Origin of the sequence: Nostoc sp. XA010 (genome assembly GCF_020829625.1) — a bacterium.
Taxonomy (GTDB): Bacteria; Cyanobacteriota; Cyanobacteriia; order Cyanobacteriales; family Nostocaceae; genus Nostoc.
Window position 1 is genome coordinate 17524 of record NZ_JAIVFX010000042.1, and the last position, 22366, is coordinate 39889.

General features: G+C 44.0%; 20 protein-coding genes and 4 pseudogenes. 7 read left to right on the forward strand and 17 right to left on the reverse strand.

All coding sequences use genetic code 11. The features are described 5' to 3' along the window. Positions 1-116: 116 nt before the first annotated feature. From LC608_RS31425 to LC608_RS31445, 5 genes are all read right to left on the reverse strand, one after another. Positions 117-866 (reverse strand): S-layer homology domain-containing protein, encoded by a 750-nt coding sequence (locus tag LC608_RS31425; protein WP_229557304.1) that lies wholly within the window; start codon positions 864-866, stop codon positions 117-119. Positions 867-904: 38 nt separating this feature from the next. Beyond that, complete coding sequence (locus LC608_RS31430; RefSeq protein ID WP_229557305.1) at positions 905-1063, reverse strand: hypothetical protein; 159 nt, start codon at positions 1061-1063, stop codon at positions 905-907. A gap of 289 nt (positions 1064-1352) precedes the next feature. After that, on the reverse strand, positions 1353-1898 hold the full coding sequence (locus LC608_RS31435; RefSeq protein ID WP_229557306.1) for a GNAT family N-acetyltransferase: 546 nt from the start codon (positions 1896-1898) through the stop codon (positions 1353-1355). 550 nt (positions 1899-2448) lie between these two features. Further along, positions 2449-2640, reverse strand: a complete 192-nt coding sequence (locus LC608_RS31440) for a hypothetical protein (protein WP_229557307.1) — start codon at positions 2638-2640, stop codon at positions 2449-2451. A gap of 8 nt (positions 2641-2648) precedes the next feature. Further along, the gene (locus tag LC608_RS31445) at positions 2649-2921 is read right to left on the reverse strand and encodes a hypothetical protein (RefSeq protein ID WP_229557308.1); all 273 of its coding nucleotides are present in this window, start codon (positions 2919-2921) and stop codon (positions 2649-2651) included. A 195-nt stretch (positions 2922-3116) separates the two neighbouring features. Here LC608_RS31445 and LC608_RS31450 point away from each other — a divergent pair, with 195 nt between their 5' ends. From LC608_RS31450 to LC608_RS31460, 3 genes are all read left to right on the forward strand, one after another. Then, positions 3117-6758: a GAF domain-containing protein gene (locus LC608_RS31450; RefSeq protein ID WP_229557309.1), complete on the forward strand. Its 3642-nt coding sequence runs from the start codon at positions 3117-3119 to the stop codon at positions 6756-6758. Beyond that, positions 6755-7927 (forward strand): hybrid sensor histidine kinase/response regulator, encoded by a 1173-nt coding sequence (locus LC608_RS31455; protein WP_229557310.1) that lies wholly within the window; start codon positions 6755-6757, stop codon positions 7925-7927. The genes LC608_RS31450 and LC608_RS31455 overlap by 4 nt, the downstream gene beginning before the upstream one ends. 62 nt (positions 7928-7989) lie before the next feature. Continuing rightward, positions 7990-8160 (forward strand): hypothetical protein, encoded by a 171-nt coding sequence (locus tag LC608_RS31460; RefSeq protein WP_229557311.1) that lies wholly within the window; start codon positions 7990-7992, stop codon positions 8158-8160. A gap of 62 nt (positions 8161-8222) precedes the next feature. On the opposite strand, the pseudogene LC608_RS37030 reads toward LC608_RS31460, so the two are convergent. Continuing rightward, positions 8223-8345 (reverse strand): annotated as a pseudogene (locus tag LC608_RS37030) (ATP-binding protein); the annotation flags it as partial. Positions 8346-9348: 1003 nt separating this feature from the next. Between LC608_RS37030 and LC608_RS31465 the strand changes: the two are divergent. Then, positions 9349-9516, forward strand: a complete 168-nt coding sequence (locus LC608_RS31465; protein ID WP_229557312.1) for a hypothetical protein — start codon at positions 9349-9351, stop codon at positions 9514-9516. On the opposite strand, the gene LC608_RS31470 is transcribed toward LC608_RS31465, so the two are convergent. Then, positions 9517-9648, reverse strand: a complete 132-nt coding sequence (locus tag LC608_RS31470; RefSeq protein WP_229557313.1) for a DUF1392 family protein — start codon at positions 9646-9648, stop codon at positions 9517-9519. Between LC608_RS31470 and LC608_RS31475 the strand changes: the two genes are divergently transcribed. Together LC608_RS31475 and LC608_RS31480 are read left to right on the forward strand one after the other, a co-directional pair. Continuing rightward, positions 9649-9909 carry a hypothetical protein gene (locus LC608_RS31475; RefSeq protein ID WP_229557314.1) on the forward strand — a complete coding sequence of 87 codons (261 nt, stop codon included), beginning with the start codon at positions 9649-9651 and terminating at the stop codon, positions 9907-9909. A gap of 108 nt (positions 9910-10017) precedes the next feature. Then, positions 10018-10770: a sigma-70 region 4 domain-containing protein gene (locus LC608_RS31480; RefSeq protein WP_229557315.1), complete on the forward strand. Its 753-nt coding sequence runs from the start codon at positions 10018-10020 to the stop codon at positions 10768-10770. A 165-nt stretch (positions 10771-10935) separates the two neighbouring features. On the opposite strand, the gene LC608_RS31485 is transcribed toward LC608_RS31480, so the two are convergent. The 4 genes from LC608_RS31485 to LC608_RS31500 form a co-directional block, all read right to left on the reverse strand. Then, positions 10936-11496 carry a nuclear transport factor 2 family protein gene (locus LC608_RS31485; protein ID WP_229557316.1) on the reverse strand — a complete coding sequence of 187 codons (561 nt, stop codon included), beginning with the start codon at positions 11494-11496 and terminating at the stop codon, positions 10936-10938. Between the two features lie 152 nt (positions 11497-11648). Continuing rightward, positions 11649-12479, reverse strand: coding sequence for an oxidoreductase (locus LC608_RS31490; protein WP_229557317.1), 831 nt, complete (start codon positions 12477-12479; stop codon positions 11649-11651). A 280-nt stretch (positions 12480-12759) separates the two neighbouring features. Continuing rightward, positions 12760-13701, reverse strand: a complete 942-nt coding sequence (locus tag LC608_RS31495) for an alpha/beta hydrolase (RefSeq protein WP_229557318.1) — start codon at positions 13699-13701, stop codon at positions 12760-12762. Between the two features lie 119 nt (positions 13702-13820). Next, complete coding sequence (locus LC608_RS31500) at positions 13821-14378, reverse strand: DsbA family protein (RefSeq protein WP_229557319.1); 558 nt, start codon at positions 14376-14378, stop codon at positions 13821-13823. Between the two features lie 434 nt (positions 14379-14812). Here LC608_RS31500 and LC608_RS31505 point away from each other — a divergent pair, with 434 nt between their 5' ends. Continuing rightward, a complete protein-coding gene (locus tag LC608_RS31505) occupies positions 14813-14989 on the forward strand; it encodes a hypothetical protein (protein WP_229557320.1) in 177 nt (58 codons plus the stop codon). Positions 14990-15021: 32 nt separating this feature from the next. On the opposite strand, the gene LC608_RS31510 is transcribed toward LC608_RS31505, so the two are convergent. From LC608_RS31510 to LC608_RS37715, 6 genes and pseudogenes are all read right to left on the reverse strand, one after another. Beyond that, positions 15022-15492, reverse strand: a complete 471-nt coding sequence (locus LC608_RS31510) for a cupin domain-containing protein (protein WP_229557321.1) — start codon at positions 15490-15492, stop codon at positions 15022-15024. A 497-nt stretch (positions 15493-15989) separates the two neighbouring features. Then, complete coding sequence (locus LC608_RS31515; protein ID WP_229557322.1) at positions 15990-20603, reverse strand: AAA family ATPase; 4614 nt, start codon at positions 20601-20603, stop codon at positions 15990-15992. 96 nt (positions 20604-20699) lie between these two features. Continuing rightward, positions 20700-21472 (reverse strand): annotated as a pseudogene (locus tag LC608_RS31520) (serine/threonine protein kinase); the annotation flags it as partial. After that, positions 21472-21636: a hypothetical protein gene (locus LC608_RS31525; protein WP_374108474.1), complete on the reverse strand. Its 165-nt coding sequence runs from the start codon at positions 21634-21636 to the stop codon at positions 21472-21474. The pseudogene LC608_RS31520 and the gene LC608_RS31525, both read right to left, overlap by 1 nt. Then, positions 21637-22171: pseudogene (locus LC608_RS31530) on the reverse strand (transposase); the annotation flags it as partial. A 24-nt stretch (positions 22172-22195) separates the two neighbouring features. Beyond that, positions 22196-22363, reverse strand: a pseudogene (locus LC608_RS37715) (helix-turn-helix domain-containing protein); the annotation flags it as partial. Between the last annotated feature and the right edge of the window lie 3 nt (positions 22364-22366).

The window sequence follows — 22366 nt, forward strand, 5'->3', positions numbered from 1 at the left end:
TTTGATAAGCGAAGTCTAGAATTTCATTTCATCATTTTTTAACTCTTATTTAGCGACAAGTCTATTAAAAGCTACAACAATGTTTAAATTTTCATCTTTATGGCTTTGGTTTTTGTTTAAACACCCAAAAGACAGTTGAGCAACCGTAATGTAGCTGCTGCGGCATAATTACGCCGTGTCCCAAGATTAGGAGAAAAGGCATTTCCAGTTTCGTTGAGGGGAGTTGCAACACCGCAGTAAGCAGACATCTCTATAATTTGTTTTTGCGCCCAATGATTAGATATATCACTGAAGGCTGTTGGCTGCTGCAAGTTTCTCATACCTGAAATTCCCCCACCTTCCAAAGCATACTGAATGGCTTTACGCAATACCGCCATCAACTCAGCACGGGTTACTGTTTGGGTAGGCCGAAAAGTGCCATCAGAATAGCCTTGCATAATCCCGTTAAATTTTGCCCACTCAATCATTGCTGCACTCCAACGGGTTGGCTTTACATCCCGAAAAGGCTTGCTGGTGACTTTCAATAAGTTTCCTGCTGCTGGCGGTGGGTCGTGTGGCACAGTCGCACTACTTACGGGTAGCTTACTGAGCGCGTTTATTACCATCGATATCATCTGTTCGCGCGTTAATTCTAACGTGGGACGAAAGGTATTATTAGAAGTGAAGCCTGCAATAAGTCCTTTCTGAACAGCCTCTTGGATCTCTTTGCCATAAACATCAGCCTCAACATCGGTAAAGCTCGGCACTTGAGCAACTACTGGTTTAGTCATGAAAGCGCATAACAACATAATCACAGTAGTACCTGTGAGCGTTTTGGCAGTTAGTGAACCCAAAAAATTAAAAGTTGATTTGAGCAAAGGTTTCATAATGAATTGAATGCTTACCTTTGTAGACGTTGCTCTCTTTAGTCAGGTTTCTTAAAGTTATTAGTTATACGTGAGATTTCGGTATTGCTGCCGTCGGGCAACAGATGATTGGGCGATCGCCCGAATAGTATCAATACTGATTTTTGGATTTTAAACTGGAATTTGATTTGGGGTGCATGTTGAAGGGAAAATTCCATTTATTTCCCCTTTCCCCTTTACTATGCACCCCGACTTCTGCAAGAAGTTTCTTGTTCAAGAAATACGTGAATCAGCTAGTAGTTCGCTTTCGTGACTTGGCTCTTTTAAGGACAAGGGGGAAGGTGGGGGCCCCACGAAGTAAAGGATTTGGGGCAGGGGAAAAGATTTTAAATCCCTTACCCTTTCCCCGCACAGATATTACATTACTGTGTTCCCTTGAAGACCGGGGATTCCTGCCCAATGACATATCGCCCTTGCGAGATATTGATAAGGTGGCACTTATGCTGATCAGCTTAAATCTGTTTTCAGTAATCCATATAAATAATCATCAATCAACTTGCCATCACGGTATAAGTGCTGGCGTTGAATGCCTTCTAGCTTAAAGCCATTCTTCTCTAGAACTCGACGCGATCCCCAATTAAACTCAAATACTCGTGTCCAAAGACGAAGTAAACCGAGTTCTATGAAAGTATAGTGGAGAAAAACCTGAACGGTTTGTGTCATGATTCCCTGTCCCCAATACGAGGAGGCAAGCCAGTAACCAAGCTCGGCAACATGAGGATGTCTCTCATCAATTTCACCAATACCGATTGAGCCAATCAGTTGCCCTTGTGGATTGCGGATTGCTAATAGATGTGGTTTTCCGTATTGATTAGTGATGTCTGTATGGCGTTGAATCCAATGTAGTGCGTGTTCTTTGGTGTAAGGGTAGGGAATATTTTCAGTTGTCTGGTGAATTGTCGGATCGTTGAGATGCTCAACATAGGCGATCGCATCTGAGGATTGTAGCTGTGATAACCAAAAACTATTTTTTAGCAGCAGTTCGATCATCATGATGTTCAAATGTTTTCTAAGAGCTGATTCGTAAAGAAAATCTAAATAGAACTAAATCTGCCTTGACTAAAGTTGTAGGCTAAATCGAGTGTAGTGATTTTGTTGTCGATCAGCCGTCAAAGAGCGATTGAAAATCCGCATCGCAGGGAAGTTTGGTACAGGTGTGAGTTAATTTACCGTAAATGTGTTTAACCAAGTTTATGCTGAGTTATAAAAGATACTAATTTTTTATAATTAACTTCACTAACTCTTGTAATATTTATCTACCATACTATGCCTATCTACGGCCCAGATGTAATTAATTTTGAAGGGGTGAATGGTGATTGCTATTGGTTCTACGATTAGGCGCACTTTCACAAAAATACTCTACCGGGTTATTCACCTCAATAGAGTATATAAATTTACTATAATCATCTTTTAGCACATTTAATTTATACTTTTATAGACGTTCATATCTCTGTATAAATAGTGTAAATTTTGCTTACAGCAATCGCATGAAACGCTGCATAAGGGCAATCACTCCTGCTATAATCCGCTCTCATCACTGCCGCTATCTTGTGATATTGGCACGCTCTGTACCATCAATCATTACCTCTTTGGCACCTGGAAACCTTACCATAAACTCCTCAACACTTTCCAATTTCCGTTGTGGTAGGGCCATTTTCTGTCCCAAGACTTTTTCCAGTAATGGTTGCAGTCTTAACATCCAACGGTGTGCCCGACTGCGGTGTAGGTCAAACAATACTCCTGCTACATCAAAGGTCGGATAACACTTGAAGTAGAATAGAACAATATAAAAAATAGCTTGTCTTCTACTCGTTGTAATCTTGCTTTTCTGCCCCCACCCACACGCCGCTTCCTGGGTTTTTGTTTTTTAGCGTAGGCGTAGCCCGCCGCAGGCATCGCTTCTTGGTTGAGTACAATTTCAAGGCCTTGCGACAATTCATCAAATGCCTTACGGTTTAGTCCAGTAAATGCCCTCAGCAGGCGGTCTTCTTTCAACACCCGATTGATGTCTAGCATTTTTCTGTCTTATTCCAATTGCTAATCGTTACTCTACCTTATTAAGCGACAAGTCTAATACCTAAATCTTAATTTTCTGAGCGGATTATTCTGATCTGCCCAAAACCCCAACGCTCTCAACGTTTAAAAATTTTGCGGTTTAAACAACTTGTGTAGTGCTAATGGGAACAATAAAGAATAAATGCTTTTAGATCAATGTTTAACCGCGTAACAACTCTCACCCCATCAGAACTGAAGTTGGCGATCGCCCAACTCATGGTAAGATACAGCGTTAGTTCGGTGATGATTGTGCAAACTGGCAGCGAATCTCAACCTCTGCAAATTCCGGTGGGGATTGTTAACAAGCGAGATATTGTGCAGTTCCAGGCATTGGGTTTGAACCCAGAAACCTCTCTGGCAGACGCGGTAAGCAGTACACCGATTTTCTCCGTAAAACCCAACGATTCTCTGTGGGTGGTTCAGCAGCTCATGGAACAAGGCTCCATCTCCAGGTTCGCGGTGACCGGAGAACAGGGTGAATTATTGGGCATCATTACGCACGCCATCCTCCAGGTATTTGCAGTCGGGGCAGCCGCAGAATTGCAGTCTCAGGTAGCAAATAATCCAGTACATCGCTTGAATCAGGACTTGGAAGTGAAGCTAAAACAGCAGACTCAAGAACTACAAGCGCGAAAGGCTCAACTGCGGGATCTCTTCGACAACGTGAGCGATTTGATCCAAAGCGTTTCGCCCGCCGGTCGGATTTTATTTGTGAATCGGGCATGGAAAGAAACCTTGGGATACAACGATGCCGATCTGGAGCAGTTGTCCATTTTGCAGGTTATCCATCCCAATGATCTTGAGCATTTCCAGACAGCGATCCAAAGCCTATTTACTGGCGCACTCAGTTTAAATATCGAAATCAGATTCCTGACCAAAGATGGCAGAGAAATCAGCGTCGAGGGGAATATCAATTGTCAATTTGAAGATGAACAGGTGATCGCCACACGGGGCATCTTTCGGGACATTACCCAGCGCAAACAAGCTGAAGCCCAACTCGATAAACTATCGCAGCGCCTCGCCTTGTCCTTCAAATCTGGAGCGATCGGCTGTTGGGATTGGGACATTGTACAAAACACCATGCTTTGGGATGAGCGGATGTACGAATTGTATGGTATGACGAAACAATCTGATTCCCATGTGGTCTACAACATTTGGGCAAACAGGCTACATCCCGATGACCGCACCCCCGGCGAAACATTAATCCAGCAAGCCGTTTTAGGACAGGCAGAATACGATACCGAGTTTCGGGTGGTGCATCCCGATGGAAGTATTCACTTTATTAAAGCCTATGGGGTGGTGGTGCGAGATGCTCAGGGGATTGCCCAGAGCATGATTGGGGTTAACTTTAATATTAACGACCGCAAACAAGCCGAAAAAACCATTCGCCAACAGGTCGAACGAGAACAACTGCTGCGAGAAATCACTCAGAGAATTCGTCAATCCCTAGACCTCCAGACCATTTTTGACACCGCTTGCCAGGAAATCCGCTCAGTGATTCAGGCCGATCGGGTGTGCATTTTCAAGTTTTATCCCGAATCTAACTTTAATGACGGCGAATTTGTGGCTGAATCAGCTGTAAAAGGGTTTTCCTCAGTGGTGGCGATTCGGGTACACGACCACTGCTTTGGCAAAAACTATTCATCTCTCTATGCCTTGGGTAGGTCTTATGTTGTCGATGATATTTATAACGGTGAGATGACAAGCTGCCACACTGATATGCTGGCTGAGTTTCAGGTGCGTGCCAATCTGATTATGCCCTTTCTCTGCGGTAATAAATTGTGGGGCTTACTGTGCATCCATCAATGTGCGACAACCCGCCATTGGCAGCAGTCTGAAATTGACTTTACCCTACAACTCGCCAACCAGTTAGCGATCGCCATTCAACAAGCGAATCTCTACGAGCAAATCCAGTCGGAACTCTTGGTGCGGCAGCAAGCCGAAGCGAGAATTGCCCTGGAACTGCGACGACAACACGCCTTGGGGGCGATTATCCAAAAAATTCGCCAGTCCCTAGATATCAACGAGATCCTGGCAACAGTGACTCAGCAGGTCAAAGACGTGATGCACAGCGATCGCGTCATCGTCTTCCGGCTCTTTGCTGACGGTAGAAGTCAAATTGTTGAAGAAGCCTTATCAGGTGAGTTCCCCTCCCTCAAAGACCGCCACTGGGACGACGAAACCTGGTCTCCAGAAATCCTCGATTGCTACTGGCAGGGCAAGCCGCGCATTGTCCCCGATGTGATGAACGATATTTGGACGGATTGCCTAGTGGAATACGCAATTGAAGGTCAAATCCAGTCGAAAATTATCGCACCGATTTTACAAGACGTGCGAAGCAGCGAAACCCATCGCTGGGTTGCCCCGTGGGAAACTCACAAGCTGTGGGGGGTTTTGGTTGTCCATGCCTGCCAAGAAAAACGAGTGTGGAAAGACTCAGAAGCGCAACTCCTGCAACAAATTGCCAACCAGTTAGCGATCGCCATTCAGCAAGCGAGTCTGTTTGAGCAATTACAGCAAGAACTCGCAAAAGGACAGCAGGCAGAGGCAAAGCTAACCGAGAGCAATCAACAACTGGCAGTTTCTAACCAAGAACTCGCCCGCGCCACCCGCCTTAAGAACGAATTCCTGGCGAACATGAGCCACGAACTTCGCACCCCCCTCAACGCCATTTTGGGCATGACCGAAGGGCTAGAAGAGGAAGTCTTTGGCATCGTCAACGAGCAACAACTCAAAGCCTTGCAAATCATTGAGGGGAGCGGCTCTCATTTGCTGGAGTTGATCAACGACATCCTTGATCTGGCAACAATTGAAGCCGGACAGATCAAACTGGAATGCACCTCAACTTCAATCGCTGAGCTGTGCCAATCCAGTCTGGCGTTTATCAAACAGCAGGCATTCCAAAAACGGATTAAGGTTGAAATCAAACTTCAGCTGAATCTACCTGACCTGCTCGTGGATCAACGCCGCATTCGGCAAGTGTTAATTAACCTGCTTAACAATGCGGTGAAATTCACCCCAGAGGGGGGACGCATTACCCTAGAAGTTGTTCAACTTTCCCCCAACATCGCCATTAACGATTCCTCCTTGCAACACTTCCTGGGAATTGCCGTGAACGATACAGGCATCGGCATCTCGCCAGAGAATATCAAACAACTGTTTCAGTCCTTCGTCCAAATCGATAGCACCCTAAACCGTCAATATCCGGGTACAGGCTTGGGGCTGGCATTAGTGAAGCGAATTGTCGAACTCCACGGCGGTAGGGTGGGGCTAACCAGTGAACTGGATGTAGGCAGTTGCTTCACGATTGAGTTACCCTGTATTCCCGGTTCTCCCTTCTCGCCGGAATTGACAGCAGGTAATCAACCCCCTGCTACTCTCAAACTGGATTTCCCTCCTGCCAACAATTCGCACCCTGCCCCCCTGATCTTGCTAGCAGAAGATAACGAAGCCAATATCAGTACAGTTTCTAGCTATCTCGGTGCCAAGGGCTATCGCATTCTGTTAGCAACAAATGGTCAAGAAGCAATCGACCTGGCGACAACTCACCAGCCTGACTTAATTTTGATGGATATCCAAATGTCGGGAATGGACGGTCTAGAGGCAATGAGACAGATTCGCCTCGATCCTAACTTGATTGATATTCCCATCGTTGCCTTGACGGCGTTAGCCATGACGGGCGATCGCGATCGCTGTTTGGAAGCAGGAGCCAACGAGTACCTAACTAAACCCGTGAAACTCAAGCAACTGGCGACCACGATTCAACAGCTTTTAATTGAAATAAAGGCTAACAAATGAATATGCCCTCTATTTTAGTAATTGACGATCAACCCGATAACTTTGATGTCATTGAAACCCTCTTAAGTAAGCAAAATTATCTGCTGCACTATGCTGCCAGTGGTCAAGAGGCGATCGCATCCCTCAACCTATTTCAGCCAGATGTGATTTTGCTAGACCTGATGATGCCGGGAATGGATGGGATAGAAGTGTGCCAGCGAATTAAAGCCATGCCGCAATGGCAGCCAGTTCCGATCATCATGGTAACGGCTCTCACCGCCAAAGAAGACCTCGCTCGCTGCCTAAAATCAGGTGCAGACGACTTCATTAGTAAACCCGTCAATGCTGTCGAATTGCGGGCACGCATTCATTCAATGCTCAGGATTAAGCAACAGTACGACAACATCCAAACTTTATCGAATATCCAAGCAAGTACCATTAAAGTCTTAGAAAGCACACTGAATGAACTGCGCGGCAATTTGGTTTCTACTTTACCCCATGAACTCAATACCCCACTAAATGGCATTGTCGGAACCATCAGCCTACTTATCGAAGATATTGACCACATGGATAGTGCCGAAATTCGTGAACTTTTAGGCATGGCAGATCAATCCGTCCGTCGCCTAGAAAAATTAACCAAACAATTTTTGATCTATTTAGAACTAGAGTTATCAACACACCAGCAGCCAAACAGCAAACCTCAGTCAACTCACTTTTCAATGGCAGCGATTGAAATAGCTTTGCAATCTCATCCTCAAAGTCTTAATCGCAGCAACGATTTCATCTTTGCAATTGAAGAGGCTGAGGTGTCAATATCAGATCGATATCTAGCGATTATCCTCCATGAATTAGTTGGTAATGCGCTCAAATTCTCCCAGAGTGGGACAGCTATTAAGATCAGTAGTCAGGTTGTGGCAGGAATGCTAAATGTCTCCGTCCATGATTTCGGATGCGGCATGACAGAAGAACAGATATCTAAAATCGGTGCTTTCATGCAGTTTGAACGCAAAACCTACGAACAGCAGGGCACAGGCATGGGCTTAAAGCTTGTCCAAAAAATTGTCGAACGTTGTGGTGGGCAGTTCTCAATTTCAAGTGTCTATCAGCAGGAAACAACAGTACATATTGGAATGGCACACTTGAAAAGCCGAAACACTTCTGGTTTAAGCAGTTCGCAATTACTTAGGTAATTTATGCCGGGGTTTTGTCATCAAGGGGTAAGCTTTTGGACGAGGTAAAGGCGTACATCTGTATGCCTTTAACCCATTGGGCGAAAAAACCAATTACAGAGATGTCTGTCTACTGCGGTGTTGCAACTCCCCTCAACGAAACTGGAAATGCCTTTTCTCCTAATCTTGGGACACGGCGTAATTATGCCGCAGCAGCTACATTACGGTTGCTCAACTGTCTTTTGGGTGTTTAAACAAAAACCAAAGCCATAAAGATGAAAATTTAAACATTGCTGTCGCTTTTAATGTATTAATTTTACACAAATTGCTGAAGGGGAATACGAATAATAAACTCAGCACCAACTCCTGGTTGGGAAATGCATTCTAAAGAACCGCCATGTTTTTGTGTGATAATTTGGTAACTAATAGCCAGTCCCATGTTTTGCTTCAAAATTAAAATTCTGCTGGAAAATTGCAGTGTAATTGACTCAGTAAGACTGTCATATTTGCACTGGACTGTTGCTGTCTTTGCACCCAAAGGTCAATTAACTGTTGCCGAAGAATGAAGAACCAGCAGAAACTGACGCTCATACTCTTTTTTCAGCTTCGGTATGGGCTAAAGACTTCCACCATTTGAGCAGTTGTAGAGTTGGCGCTAACAGTGGAAGGTGTTTACCTTTCCAGTTTTTGCTGACTTTTCCACATCCCGTGAAAAGTCAGCCAGTTTTTGGGAGGGTATAAACTAATACGCTTGGGTTAAGAAATTTATTCGTTGAGGCAGGCAGGGGGAGCAGAGGATGCAGGGGAAGCAGGGGAGGAGAAAAAACCTTATCCCAAGCGTATTGGGGTATAAAGAGATTGAAATGCCCTCGCTTCGGATTGCGCCACGATAATATAATGTGTAGATTGTCAAAAGAGGCAGGAGAGCAGGGAGCGGGGAGCAGGGGGGAGGTAGTAACGGATCTTGTACTCCGACCAATCGAGAACGCCCTTTATGGCGGGGCTTAATACCCATGTTCCGCTCCGCTTCACGGCAACTCTAAGAGACGCTGCGCGAACGGGACAGGCATTGCTCCCCCTGCTAAGAGCGAGAACTGCCCCTCCGCCTCTTCGGTCATAACCGCACGCGCTCCAAATCGTAATCACTCACCCGCGCAATAGAATCTGCTGAAGTAAAAACCTCATCAGGATAATTCGTAATTGATAATTCGTAACTCGTAATTACTACCCCAAAACTATGACGATGGTGCTTGAAATAAGGAATAAGTTCTTAAATGCGAAAACAAAGTTAATTTAACTGATCCCATGTCCTCATCACTACAAACTTAACACTACAGTTATGATAATCCCCTAAATCAGCAGCCATCATAGAAAATCAAACTACTCTTCTTATTGAGCGACAGTTTATAATATTCTATAAAGATGATTAATGATTAAGAAAAATGATTAAGCCTAAAAATTTGTATCGCGGACACTCAATGGAAAAAGTTGGTCACGGTAAAAGAGCGGTATTTAAAACAACTATCAACGAAAAAGAATGGTCTGCCGTGACTGAATTAAACGTAAAAACAGCAATTGATGCTTGGATTGATGAAGGAATAGAGCCTTAGTTATTGCCTACATAGCTTAAAAATGCCCTGGATAATCTGAATTGGTGGGTCATCGCCATGAAACCGAAACTCAACTAACTCACCAAGTCGAAACACAAGTTTTTCTTTGGTGTTCGGTTGTAAGTTACCCATGTGGGCGAATTCAGTTGTACTGTCAAAACCTGGGATGGCGAGTATGCCGTTGGGTTGCAACACCTGAAGTCTTACGATTACTTGCCTGCTGAATGTGAGCAGATCAAAGAAATCAGCGATCGCATCAATCGAGTGTATTCTAGTTCGTTAGAAGAATCGGTGCAGAGGTTTTTGGAATCGTTGTTGAAGCTGAATCGTACCTATTTGACGGCTTTAGAAGAGAAATTGTTGAAGGTTTTGGAGTCGGAAATTAGGGATTAATGCAACAAAGAAGCAATGCTTTCTGTGATTCGTTGTGGTATTAAATTAATAACATCTTGTTTTGGTTTAATACTTCTGCTCCCGGTTGTTTGTAGAAAGTAGTAATTTATGACAGGAATACAACAACAAGAAATCATGGATTTACGGGAATTGAATTTAACACCCAAACAAATAGCCCGAAAACTGGGTATCAAAGTATCATCCGTTAATGCAGCGATTCAAAATCAAGCAGAGCAAACCACATTAGATAGATTGACAAAAGGAGAACTAGACCCAGTATATCAGTGTTTAGCAAGTGAGAGTCTTATCCAATTGTTACCGAAAATTCCACCACAAAACAGCATCAAAAATCTGCTGACAAAAATCCTACCTGTAAAAAACAATGACGATATTGATCGCGGTTTAGGATTGGTAGTTATTGCAAGAGTTGCTCGATACAATCAAATCACGTTCTGTAGTTACCTTTTAGATATATGGTGCTTGGGCGTTAAAGATACCATACCACCACGCACAGTAGACAGGATAAAATTTAAAGAATTTACAGAATCACTATTCGAGCCATTTCCCGGAAAACCGCAAGAGGTTCCCCTTGAAGTTGCCCAAGGGATGATATTTAGTGCTTGCGAATATGCAAAAAGCTTAGGGTTTCAACCACACAAAGACTTTGAAAAATCGCGTTCGCATATCGGAGAATGGGATGGGAGTATACGTATTGAATGTGATCGTGACGGGAAACCATTTTATGTGAATGGTCCCCACGATAACCCTAAAAAAATCATGGAAACATTGAAGAGAAGTAGGGGGGAAGGTAATTTTGATTTTCTGATTGGTTCAGATCCTATTGAAAAGAATTTTTGGTAGACGCAATTAATTTGATTATTCTGGTGCGTCATTAATAGGCGTCATGTAAAAATAAGTTGTACAAATTTAATCTGGAACGTCCGAAAGGTATCGTGGGTGCGATTTCAAGCTCATCATTGCTTCGTTTTCAAAATGTTAGCGATCGCCTTGAACTTCAATAGTTTGTCAATTCTTTTTACTTACAGGAATGCGTTGCCACAGATCGGTAAGCTCAATGGTATCGAAGAATGCTACTACCTTGACAATACGCCCATTTTTCATGGTCATATACCAGGAATAGGTGTTGGTATAGGGTTTGCCGTCTTTGGCTGTTGCTGTTCCATCCCATAAGGCAATTACCGTGTCGCCCTCGGCATAAATACCTCGGACACTGGGTACTATTCTGGCGCTCAATCGCTCGTTAATTGGTACTATGGCTTCCTCCAAAAACTGCTTGCGGCTGGTGTAGGTTTTGGAAATTGGACTTCTGCCTGTAATCGTCCATTCCGCATCATCAGCCAGCAGATCGAAGATACTACCAGTGTTATTTGCCCATTTAGCAAAGCCAACGCGTACTATTTCTTTATTCTGGCTCTGATTAGATTGGACAATCTTGCGAATCTCTGCTTGCTTTGGCTCGGCTGTAGCACTGGCCACAGGTACTGCGGTGGCTATCATCAAACCAAAGCCAATTAATCCAAAGCTAATTAGTAATTTACGGTGGGGGGCGGTGGTGTATTTTTTCATAAAACCTGTTTCTGGATTAAGTCTGTGTAGAAAACGCTATTTTGTCTTTGTTATCGAATCGAAACGTCAGGCTGCCTGCTCTATGAGTATTTCCCATGCAATCAAAAACAGCAGAGATGAGGCTGTCTTTTCATGGCTGAGTTTTCCACTCGTTATCTGAAATCGGTAGACTCAGCTAGAGTTCGCCATTTTGCCGTCTCTTGCTCGACGTAAGCGTTCTTCTCGGCTATTGTCTGAAGTGTATCTGTGCCTAGAGGTAACCGCAGAGGTGGTTCGTCTGTGTTGACAATCTCAAAAATGGCTGGGGCGAGCTTAGTGGGATCTCCTGGCTGTTGGTAGTTAAGTCCAGCCGCTACGTCACGGATTTTCCCGACCGTCTGGGCATAATCAGGGATTTGCACTGCACTCGGACGTAGCGAACTGTTATCGAGAAAACCAGTGCGGAAGTATCCCGGCTCAACCACCGTCGCGTGAATCCCCAACGGGGCTAACTCCCCATGCAGGGCTTCGGTAATGCCTTCGACGGCAAACTTGGTTGAGCCATAGATGCCCCATCCTGGGGAGGAGCGATAGCCACCGATCGACGATAAATTAATGATGTGTCCAGAGCGGTGCTGACGCATACTGGGTAGCACAGCACGGGTGACATTTAGTAGCCCGAAGACATTGGTGCGATAAACGCTCTCAACCTCTTCGGCACTGCACTCTTCGACAGCTCCTAGCAAGCCGAATCCCGCATTGTTGACCAACACATCGATTTGTCCAAATTTTTCTAGACTTGTGGCGATCGCTGCTTTTACCTGAGCCTCATCGGTGACATCCATGCTCAGTACTAATGCATCTTTACTGGTTGCGAATTGTTGCAAATCGTTTTGATTGCGGGCGGTGGCAATTAATCTGTCACCTGCTGCCAAAACTGCTTTCGCAATCTCAGCACCCAAGCCCCGTGAAGCACCAGTAATCAGCCATGTTCTCTGAGTCATGATTTATCTCCTTAAAATTATTAGGGTTAGTAGCAAAGCTTCGATATGCAATATCTCGTATCCAGCAAATTTGAATTTTGTAACTGATTTGCTATTGGTGTTTGCATGAATTCAATATAAAAAATTGACTCGAACTTGTAGTCAACCCTGGGTTGACTGTTTTACACAATAGTATGATTGATGAATTAGTCAATCTAAAGATGGTAGGCTGATTCCAACTTAAGTTGGAATCTAAATTCAACCGAAGGTACAACTTAGTTACAAAACAGGTGCTTCAGGTTTATTTCAAATATTTCTCAAACCATCTCAAGGCAGTTGTACTTGCAATGTCGAAGCCCTCTCCCTCGAAGGCATCAAAGTGTCCGCCTTTCAAGATTGTGAGAGACTTTGGCTCCATCGCCCGCGCATAGACAGCGGCGGCTAAATCGGCAGGTGCAAGAAAGTCCTTCTCGCCCACAATCAGGCATAGGGGGGTGGGAAAGATTGCCTCTATGTGAGGAATCGGTTCGTAATAAAGACAGTGTTCAACCGATTCAAAGGTGAGTCGATTCTCCCATCTCGCTTCGCTGGCACTCTTAGCCGATTCAACCCAATTGAAAGCGTCGGGTGTCGATAGCACGCTGGGTTGACCGGGTGGAGCAACTAACGGGAAGTAGCTCACCTCTTTGGTTTGATACCGTTTTATCCGCTCCTGTGAAAGCAACTTCGTGAGTTCTTCGAGTTCAAGTGGAGAAGTCAGGCGGCGGGAGTTGAGAAATCCATTCACTGTAGGCATCTGTGCCACAACCGCTTTCACACGCCGATCGAATGCGGCCAGATGCAGTACATGACCACCGCTATAGGAGAAGCCCCACAGACCTATGCGGTCAGGGTCAACTTCACTTTGTAGTTGAGTCCAAGTGATGGCATTGCGGTAGTCTTCATGCTGCTCGGTAGGAATAATTTGCCCACGAGGTTCTCCCTCACTAGCCCCAAGGTAGCGATAATCGAACAGCGAAACGACAAACCCAGCTTGAGTGAATTTCTCGGCAAACTGCGGTAGTCCCATTTCTTTCGTCAAGCCAATTCCATGAGCCATAACAAGGGAGGGAAGGCGATGCCTTTCCTGCGGAACGCTACGCGAACGGCGAGCGCAGCTAACGCCCGATACTGCTTTATCTGGAGTGTAAAACGTGACAGAACAATTTAGACCTTTACTTTCAAAACTGGTTCTTCTTTGCATAACTTCTTACTTTCTCATTTTTGGAATAGCTTCGGACGTAACGAACTAAAATTTATTTGTTTTCCATAATGATTTGCCCGTATTCTGGCTCACTCACGATTCGAGTGATCGTCTTAGCGTTAATTACTTGCAGTCATAATGGCTGCCATCAACTGCTCAATATTCCAGCGATCGCTATATCGAATCCCATTAACAAACAAAGCTGGGGTAGCCGTTACTCCACTGCGGGTGCCACTTTCGATATCTTGATTGATGCGCTCAAGATGCACATGCTTACACATATCTTGCAGAAATTGGGAGATATCAAGCCCTAGATCGTTGGCATACTCTACTAAATAACCATCTGCTAACTGTTGTTGATGGATAAACAAAATGTCATGTATTTGCCAAAACTGACCTTGAACAGCCGCCGCTTGGGCCGCTTCCGCCGCATGTAGAGCTTGAGAATGAATTTGTATCTGCGGAAAATGGCGGAAAATAAAGCACAAATAATCCTCTCCCAACGAAATACTCAGTTGTCGCCCAATGACTTTCAGCAACCGATAAACATCCGCACTCTTTTGACATTGATAATCTCCATACATCACCAGTACCACAGTGGCACTTAACATCCCCTGTTTACGATCCTGGGTTGAAGGTGGGACAAATAATAAACGCTGTTTACAATCATTGTTCACTGGTACCTCCAAGGGGAAGTATGTTTACCACAAGTGATACCTGCGGTGGGCTATGCCTACATCTCTTTCTGTGCTATCTGTGTTTGCATAAATTTAATATATGCAATCGGCTGCGATTTGTCGTCCACTCATAGTTGGCACTTTTATTTAGTCGAGTGGACGATCTTTTAACCCATCTCACAATGGAAGACTAACTCCAACTAAAGTTGGAATTTAACAAAATGCCTCAATTTTATCTTCAATCAGCTGGGGGATTTTTAGGCAGAATAGCTGGATAACGCTAAATCGTAGTCGGTACTAGTGATCTGACCAACCCAAAATTGTTAGGTGAGGACTGGGAAAAGGGGTTCACGTTAAAGGGGAAGGGGTTTAAAACATGAGTCCCTTTACCCCGCCAAGTTCCCTTGGCGAACTACTAGTGGATACTGGCAACCATGCTTCAATTTGCTTTGTTATTTTCGCGGCATTGTTCTGGAGGCGATCGCATCCTTCCCAAGGGGTTTTCATCTCCTGTGTTGGTTTTAGGTGTTATCTGGTGTGCTGGCTTTAGCTCTTATGGCTCCATTTCGCCATTGAGCGATCGCTCAATGGCGAACACTCAAGCTTTTTGAGTTACAACGCACTTTAATCGTTTGCAGCCTCTTTAGCTGGCGGACAGAGGAGCTCCGACGATCCAAGTGTCGTGCTGAGATGCAAGATCAGTCCAACCTTCAGGCGGCGTTTGGCCTATTTGGGGGAAGAATTCGTCAATATCACCCGGTACGAAGATGAAAAGCATCCGAGCGACTCCCGGCCCCAACTTCACGAATCCATGCACACTGTTACGGGGTACAACAACCGTTGTTCCAGACCCGACCTCGAACTCTTCACCCGCGCAGTGAAAGCGAAATCTGCCTTCAAGTATTTCAAATATCTCCTCCCTGTGTTCGTGATAGTGAAGTGGCGGGCCTGAGAACGGAGGGACACGCACTTCGAGGATTGTGAAAGCCCCGCCAACATCTGTGCTGGGTACGCGGATAGCCATTTGCTCACCAGGCATTGTATCGAACCAATTGAGGTCTTCACCCCGGCTGACAATTGCAACTTTATTTTTACTCAATTCGGTATTCATCATTTTACGTCTTAATAATTGTGAGATTGAGGATCAAAGCACCTCATTACTTGCAGCGATAATTGCTGCCATCAACTCTGCTGGCGATCCTGGGTTGAAGGTGAGACAAATAATTAACAGTGTTTCTGAGGAGAAGTATGTTTACCGCAAGTGATACCATTTCACGAAAAATCTGATACAGATGTAAACCCTGAAAGCTTTGCTGCATCTAAATTTTTTAATTGCGTTAGCCCATTGCGAATTGCGAATTGCGAGGTATGATACCTGGGTTGGACTACACCTACATTCCTCTGTGTGCCATCTGTATTCAGCAAACTTGAATCTTGCAATTAGATTGCTATGTGTGTTTGGATAAATTTAATATATGCAATTGATTCTGGGTTGTCGTCCACTCACAGTTGGCACTTTTATTTAGTCGCATGGACGATCTTTTAACCCATCTCACAATGGAAGATTAACTCCAACTAAAGTTGGAATCGAAAGTTAACCAAAAGAACAGCTTACAAACTGACAATCCCTCGTTTAACCGCAATAATTACGGCTTGAGTGCGATCGCTGACTCCCAATTTACTGAAAATGCGATTAACATGAGATTTAACAGTACTTTCACCAATAGTTAGAGCAGTTGCAATATCTGAATTACTCATTCCTTGCGCCATCGAACGCAGTACCTCTAGCTCTCGTTCGCTCAGTTCTGGGTTACTCATGCGCTGCACCAGCTTTGCCCCCACCTCAGGTGGAATGTACTGCTGACCGCGATTAACCATGCGAATGGCATTAAGAAGTTCGTTGGCTTTTGCATCCTTGAGCAAATAGCCTTTTGCACCTGCCTGCAATCCGCGATAGATATCTTCATCGCCATCATAAGTGGTTAGCACAATAATTCGGGCAGGTTTAAATTGGGCACAAATCGCAGTAATGGCTTCCACTCCTCCCATCTGCGGCATTCGCAAATCCATCAAAGTCACATCCGGTTGATGTTCGCCAAAGAGGGCGATCGCATAAGTCACATTGCCCTGCTCGTCAAAGACAGGAGTTCCCCATACCTCAACGGGAATTGTAGCGTTGTTGCGGTGAATTTCTATATCATCAACTTTAGTGCGTTCACCTCTTAGCGCTCGGATAATTGGCATTCTCTCAGTTAGATATTTTTGCTCCGTTCCAGCTAGATAAATTTGATACTCCTGTGCAAGTTGATTGGGTGTCAGAGAAGGATCGATATCTTTGGCCAATAGCTGAGTTGCTCGCTGGTTGAAGTAATAAAGGCGACCCGATGTATCTAAAATTGCAACACCGACTGGAATTGCTTCCAGAAATTGAGTCATTTTACTTTCGCTCTCACGTAGCTTTGAGTAGAGCCTAGCATTTTCGATGGCAATGGCTGCTTGAGTTGATAGTAAATGTAAAACTTGCGCTCGCTCTGGTGTAAATGCCCCAGCAGCTAATTGATTTTCAAGATACAACACACCAACTAGCTTACTTTGATTCAGAAGGGGCAAACATAAGATTGATTGAATTTTATTGTGCTGAATGTATGGCTCATTGATAAAATTACCTTGATGAGCTGCATTATTTAAAATAATAGATTCTTGGGTACGAATAACATAATTAATAATTGACTCAGGAAGGTGATTTGCAGTTGGGATCGATTGCAGTACTTGCGTAGCATAGACATTTTCACCATCACCATCATTTAGTTCACCACAAGCTTCAATCACCCATTGTTTGGCGTTTTCCAAAATCAGGAATCCGCTTTGTGCACCAGCATTTTTTATTAAAATCTTTATCAAGGAATTGAGTAACTGCTCCAGTTCAATTTCACAAGCGATCGCTTGCGATGCTTTTATCACCGCTGCTAAATCGAAAGCGATGCCTGGACTATTAGAGGTGGTTTTAGAATTTGTGCGGTTTGATATGTCAGCCATGCGCGACGGCTGAGGCAATAGTTGCGGATAGCGAGTTTCTAAATCTCTTACTTTCGCAGTTGCTCCCCACCGTTCATAGCAGTAGTGAGCTTCTTTCATATAGGTTTGGGCAAACTTTTCTCGGCCACGAGATAGATAAAACTTGGCAGCTAATTCATAGGATAAGGCTTCTTCTCGAAGATAGCCATTTTCTTTCGCTCCAAGAATTGCTTGTTCGTAGAACTCTTCTGCCTCAAACAACTGACCTAAAACCCGTGCAGTCTCGGCTTGTACTAAATGATATTTATGCAAATAATTCATGGGCGCGTAATGTGCCCACTGCTTCATTTTATCCTGACTAACCGCAATTCTTTTGAGAATTTGTTCCTGTACTTGCGTGCTACTTTCAGGGTAAATTGCAAGTCTTGCCAGAGCATCATAGAGGCAGTAGAAAGGGCCAATAGGGGAGCTTGTTATTAAGATAAAATAACGTTCTGCTATGTTTGAGATATCAACAGCCTGAGCATACTCCGAAAATAAGTAGTACAGCAGAATTTTATTGAAATAGACATTAAAAATTGCACTTCCATCATTTGCTGCTTCATGTTTTGGTAATTCGTCCTCCTCATTGTAGAATTTGCCCATTAGACGGGTTGGATCAACAGAGTATCCCATCAAATTCGCGATCGCCTGCTGAAATATCAGATTCCAGGTTAATGCTGTTTCCTGTTTGATTTGATGGATTGCTGCGTTGTATATTGTCATATAGTGGTCAACTTCCACCAGTTCATTTCCGACAACATAGGAGTTAAAGCAATAAGTGTGAGCAGCATAGGCGGCAAACTCTAAATCTCCGGTTTCTAGGCCACTTCGGTAGGCTTCTAAAAGAGGCTGTAATGTTTCTCTTACATGCTCTTTCCAATGAATGACGAAGGTATTCACAATGAGCAATGTTCTAGCTCTGAGTGAATGGGGCTTAGGTGGAGACAATAGCCTTAACGCTAACTGTCCAAACTCGTAGCCAGTCTCGATGTCTCCCACATTCCCACACAGAACTAATCCAAAATTGGCATAAGCAAAGGGAGACGCAAAGGCATTTCCATATTCAAATGATAAGCTGACTTGTTTAGATACCAGTAGCGGCATTAAATTAGGAATAGCTATCCAGGCCGCAATCGTAATTCTGGATAGTATTCTCATTGCTGCTAACTTATCCGGCTTGCACATTTGGGGCAAATGAATCAAGTCCTCAATCGACTTTTCACTCAGAAGGTATGAGATTGCATCTAGTTCAAGCTGAATATCTGACTGACTTGGCTGTTTGGGAAAACAAATTTCCAGTTGGTGCAACACTTGTAATCCAGTGTTGATTGCTTCTAACGGTTGATTTTGTGCCATGCCAGCTTGAATTTTGACTTCGTATACTTTCACGCTATCAAGAACCGTTTTAGCCTGTTGCAGAACAATCGCTGCCCAGTACTCCACCTGCTCAAAATTGCCACACAAATAAGCAACTTCTGTTGTTTCTGTGTATAATTCTAAGCTCAGGTCATAATCTGTTTGCCAGCTAGATGCTGCCAGCCAAACTCTTGCTGTAGCTAAATATTTTTTTGACACACCATAAGCGATCGCTGCTTTTGCTTTCTGACCTGCGATTAAATTTAATCTGGCAATTTCATCTCGTTCTGCTCGCTCGGAGACAAGCTCAATCCCATAATTAAGATGATCGACAATTTCAAATAGCCGCTCTGATATTCGCTCCGGCAAAGTCTTTTCGAGTAAATTGCGACCAATTTGGAGATGAACAACTTGTTTGTGCGACTCATCGATTAAGGCATAAGCTGCTTGCTGCACCCGATCGTGCAAGAATTTGTAATCCTGAACTAAGAGTTGTTCATCTAACTCAGATGTCGGCACAATTAAACCTGATTGAGCCGCTGCTATCAGTTGCGGGAAAATTTCCTCAGATGAGCTTTCACAAATGATAGAGAGGGTGCTTAAATCAAAATCAGCACCAATACAAGCGGCGAATTGTAAAACTTGCTGGGTTGCTGGAGGCAGTTTTTTCAGTTTGCCAAGCATCAAATCGACCACATTATCGGTGATGTTCTTGCCTTCAATGTGAGTGATATCCCATCGCCAACTGAGATTTTCAAGGTCGAAGCTTAACAAGTTTTCTGCATAGAGTGTTTTCAAAAACTCATTGACAAAAAAGGGATTTCCGTCAGTTTTCTGCAATACTAATTCTGCCAATGAGATGATTGTACTGATGTCACTGTGTAATGTCTCTGCAATCAGTTGTGCGATCGCGTTTAGTCCCAACGGTGCTAACGTTATTTGGCTGGTAGTTGCTCCCTTTTGTCTGAGTCCCTCCAGCATTATCGTTAGTGGATGTGAGTAATTCACCTCATTATCTCGATAGGCTCCAATCAAAAACAGATATTGCGTCTGGGCATTCGTCATCATCAACTCGATCAACTTAAGTGTTGCTGAGTCTGCCCATTGAAGATCGTCCAGAAAGATCACTAAGGGATGTTCTGCTGAACTAAATACCCGGATGAACTGCCCAAAGACTCGATTGAAGCGGTTTTGAGTTTCCGTTGCCTCAACTTCCGGTACAGGCAGTTGCTTGCCAATAATCAATTCAACTTCTGGGATGACATCAATGATGATTTGCCCATTGCTTCCCAACGCCGTTAGAAGTCGATTTCGCCACTGTTTCAACTGCTCATCGGGTTCACCCAGCAGTTGTTGCACCAATTTTCGTAGGGCATGGGCGATCGCGCTGTAGGGAATGTTGCTGCCAAATTGATCAAATTTGCCCGAAATGAAGTACCCACGCTTTGCTGTGATGGGCTTGTAGAGTTCCTGCACTAACGCAGATTTCCCTACTCCAGCATAGCCACATATCAACATCATTTCGACATTAAATTGAGAATTTTCTCTGCTTTTCTCTCCTTGGCAGGAGGCTTCACTAACATTGCCCATTCCGGCTACTCTCTCAAATGCCGTCAATAATGTGGCAATCTCTGCTTCGCGTCCATACAGTTTTTGCGGAATTTGAAATTGATCTCGAACGTCTTGAGTACCTAATTGAATCTCATCAATTTGTCTTATGTCTGTAAGTTGTTGAGCGCACCATTCTAAATCTGCCTTAATACCCCAAGCCAGGGCAAACGCATCTAAAGTATAAGAATCCTTTAATAGCAAGGGTTTCAACGTTTTTAAATTTAGCCTATTTTTTCGTCAAGATCCTTATCCAGCAGGGGTTTCAGAAATGCCGTGCGTTCGCCCTGTACCCCAAGCACTCTGATAGCGATCCTCCGCATTCTTTGCCATTAGTTTCAAAACGATATCTGAAACTGCTTTGGGAATCGTTGTCTTCAGTTCATGAGGCGGAACAGGTGATTTGGCAAGATGACAATGGACAAGTTCAAGAATGTCTCTTGTGGTAAACGGTAACTGTCCAGTGAGCAGTTCGTAGAACGTTACGCCAAGGGAGTAAAAATCAGTACGATAATCAAGCAAACGGTTCATGGGTCCGGTTTGTTCTGGAGATAAATATGCAAGAGTGCCTTCTAGAACATGAGGGTTTTTGAAGGTTGGATTGGTGCGGTTAAATCGAGTAGCAATTCCGAAATCAATAAATTTAACGACCCCAGTATCTAGATTGAAGACAATATTGCTAGGGTTGATATCTTTATGAATGACACCAGCAGCATGAATTCTGCCCAGAATACCTGTGATTTTAATGGCTAGGGATAGAAAAGCTGATAAGGGCATAGGGCAGAAATCTGGACGCTGCTGTATCCATCGTTCCAGAGACTCTCCACCGAAATCTTCTAAAAGAATAATCAGTGTGCGCTGATATTCCTGCTGACTATATGCCTTGATCGCGCCTTCTAAGTTAAGCGATCGCGTAATTTCTCCTGCCTGTAGCGGGTGAGTTCCGATGCCGTAGGATAGTCCTGTTTGAGAACTTTGAGAATAACAGGCGTGCGATCTGACAACTTGATGCCACGATACACCACAGAATTAAGTAAGTCGTGGAGAAAATTTATAAGTATGTAACAAACAATTAAGCAGAAGAGTTAGAGTTAAATCTAACACGCTGTATACTGTAGTTCCCCTTTTCTCCTCTTGTTTGAATTCCATCAATGACAGCATAAGCAAGGTCTAACTCATCCTCAAAAGTTTTCGCGGCTAATTCATCTTTTTTAAGGTGTTGCCATTCCAATTCAATTGGGTTCATCTCAGAACAATATTTAGGTAAAAAGAAGATGTACTTTCCCCATGTCTTCCCATTTTGACCATAATTGCTGTACTTCTTTACAACGATGTATTGGACCGTTATCCTGCACGATTACTCTGACGCGTCCTGTTGTTTGAGCTTCGGCTGCTTCCCGTTCCATCATGTGTATATAAGATTTGCGTGAAACGCCGCCAATCACCAGACCGTATACAAAACTAATTAAGGGTTGAAGAAACCCAATAATACTCAACCTTCGACCTCGGCGTTTACTCTGCTCCAAGCGTTTTTGCTGACCTCGAAAGTAATAGCTATAACTTGGCTCACTCCACGCACAAAACCCTGATTCATCCACATACTTTAAATCGATTTCTCCAGCCGCCGCAGATAATTCCAGCATTTCTAAGTCAGCTTGTTTGATTTGCTGTACTACCGGGTCTTGTTTTCCCTTATGGCAAATTCAAAGTTCGTTTCCAAATAATCCCCTTTTTTTTAGTACCTGCCTTAACCAGTCAGGACTTAACTTTACTGAACGTTCTTTTTCTAATTTTTGGGCTAACTGAACGCTGTTATATGTACGTGGTTCTTGCTCTAAACATTCTTCTAAAAAAACCATATCTGCTTCTGCCCACCTTGATTTTCCTCCCCGTCCTGGTTTTTCCCAAAGCCCCTCTAAACCGAGCTTTTCCCATCTATGCAAAACTTCTCGCACTGTTTGCACCGT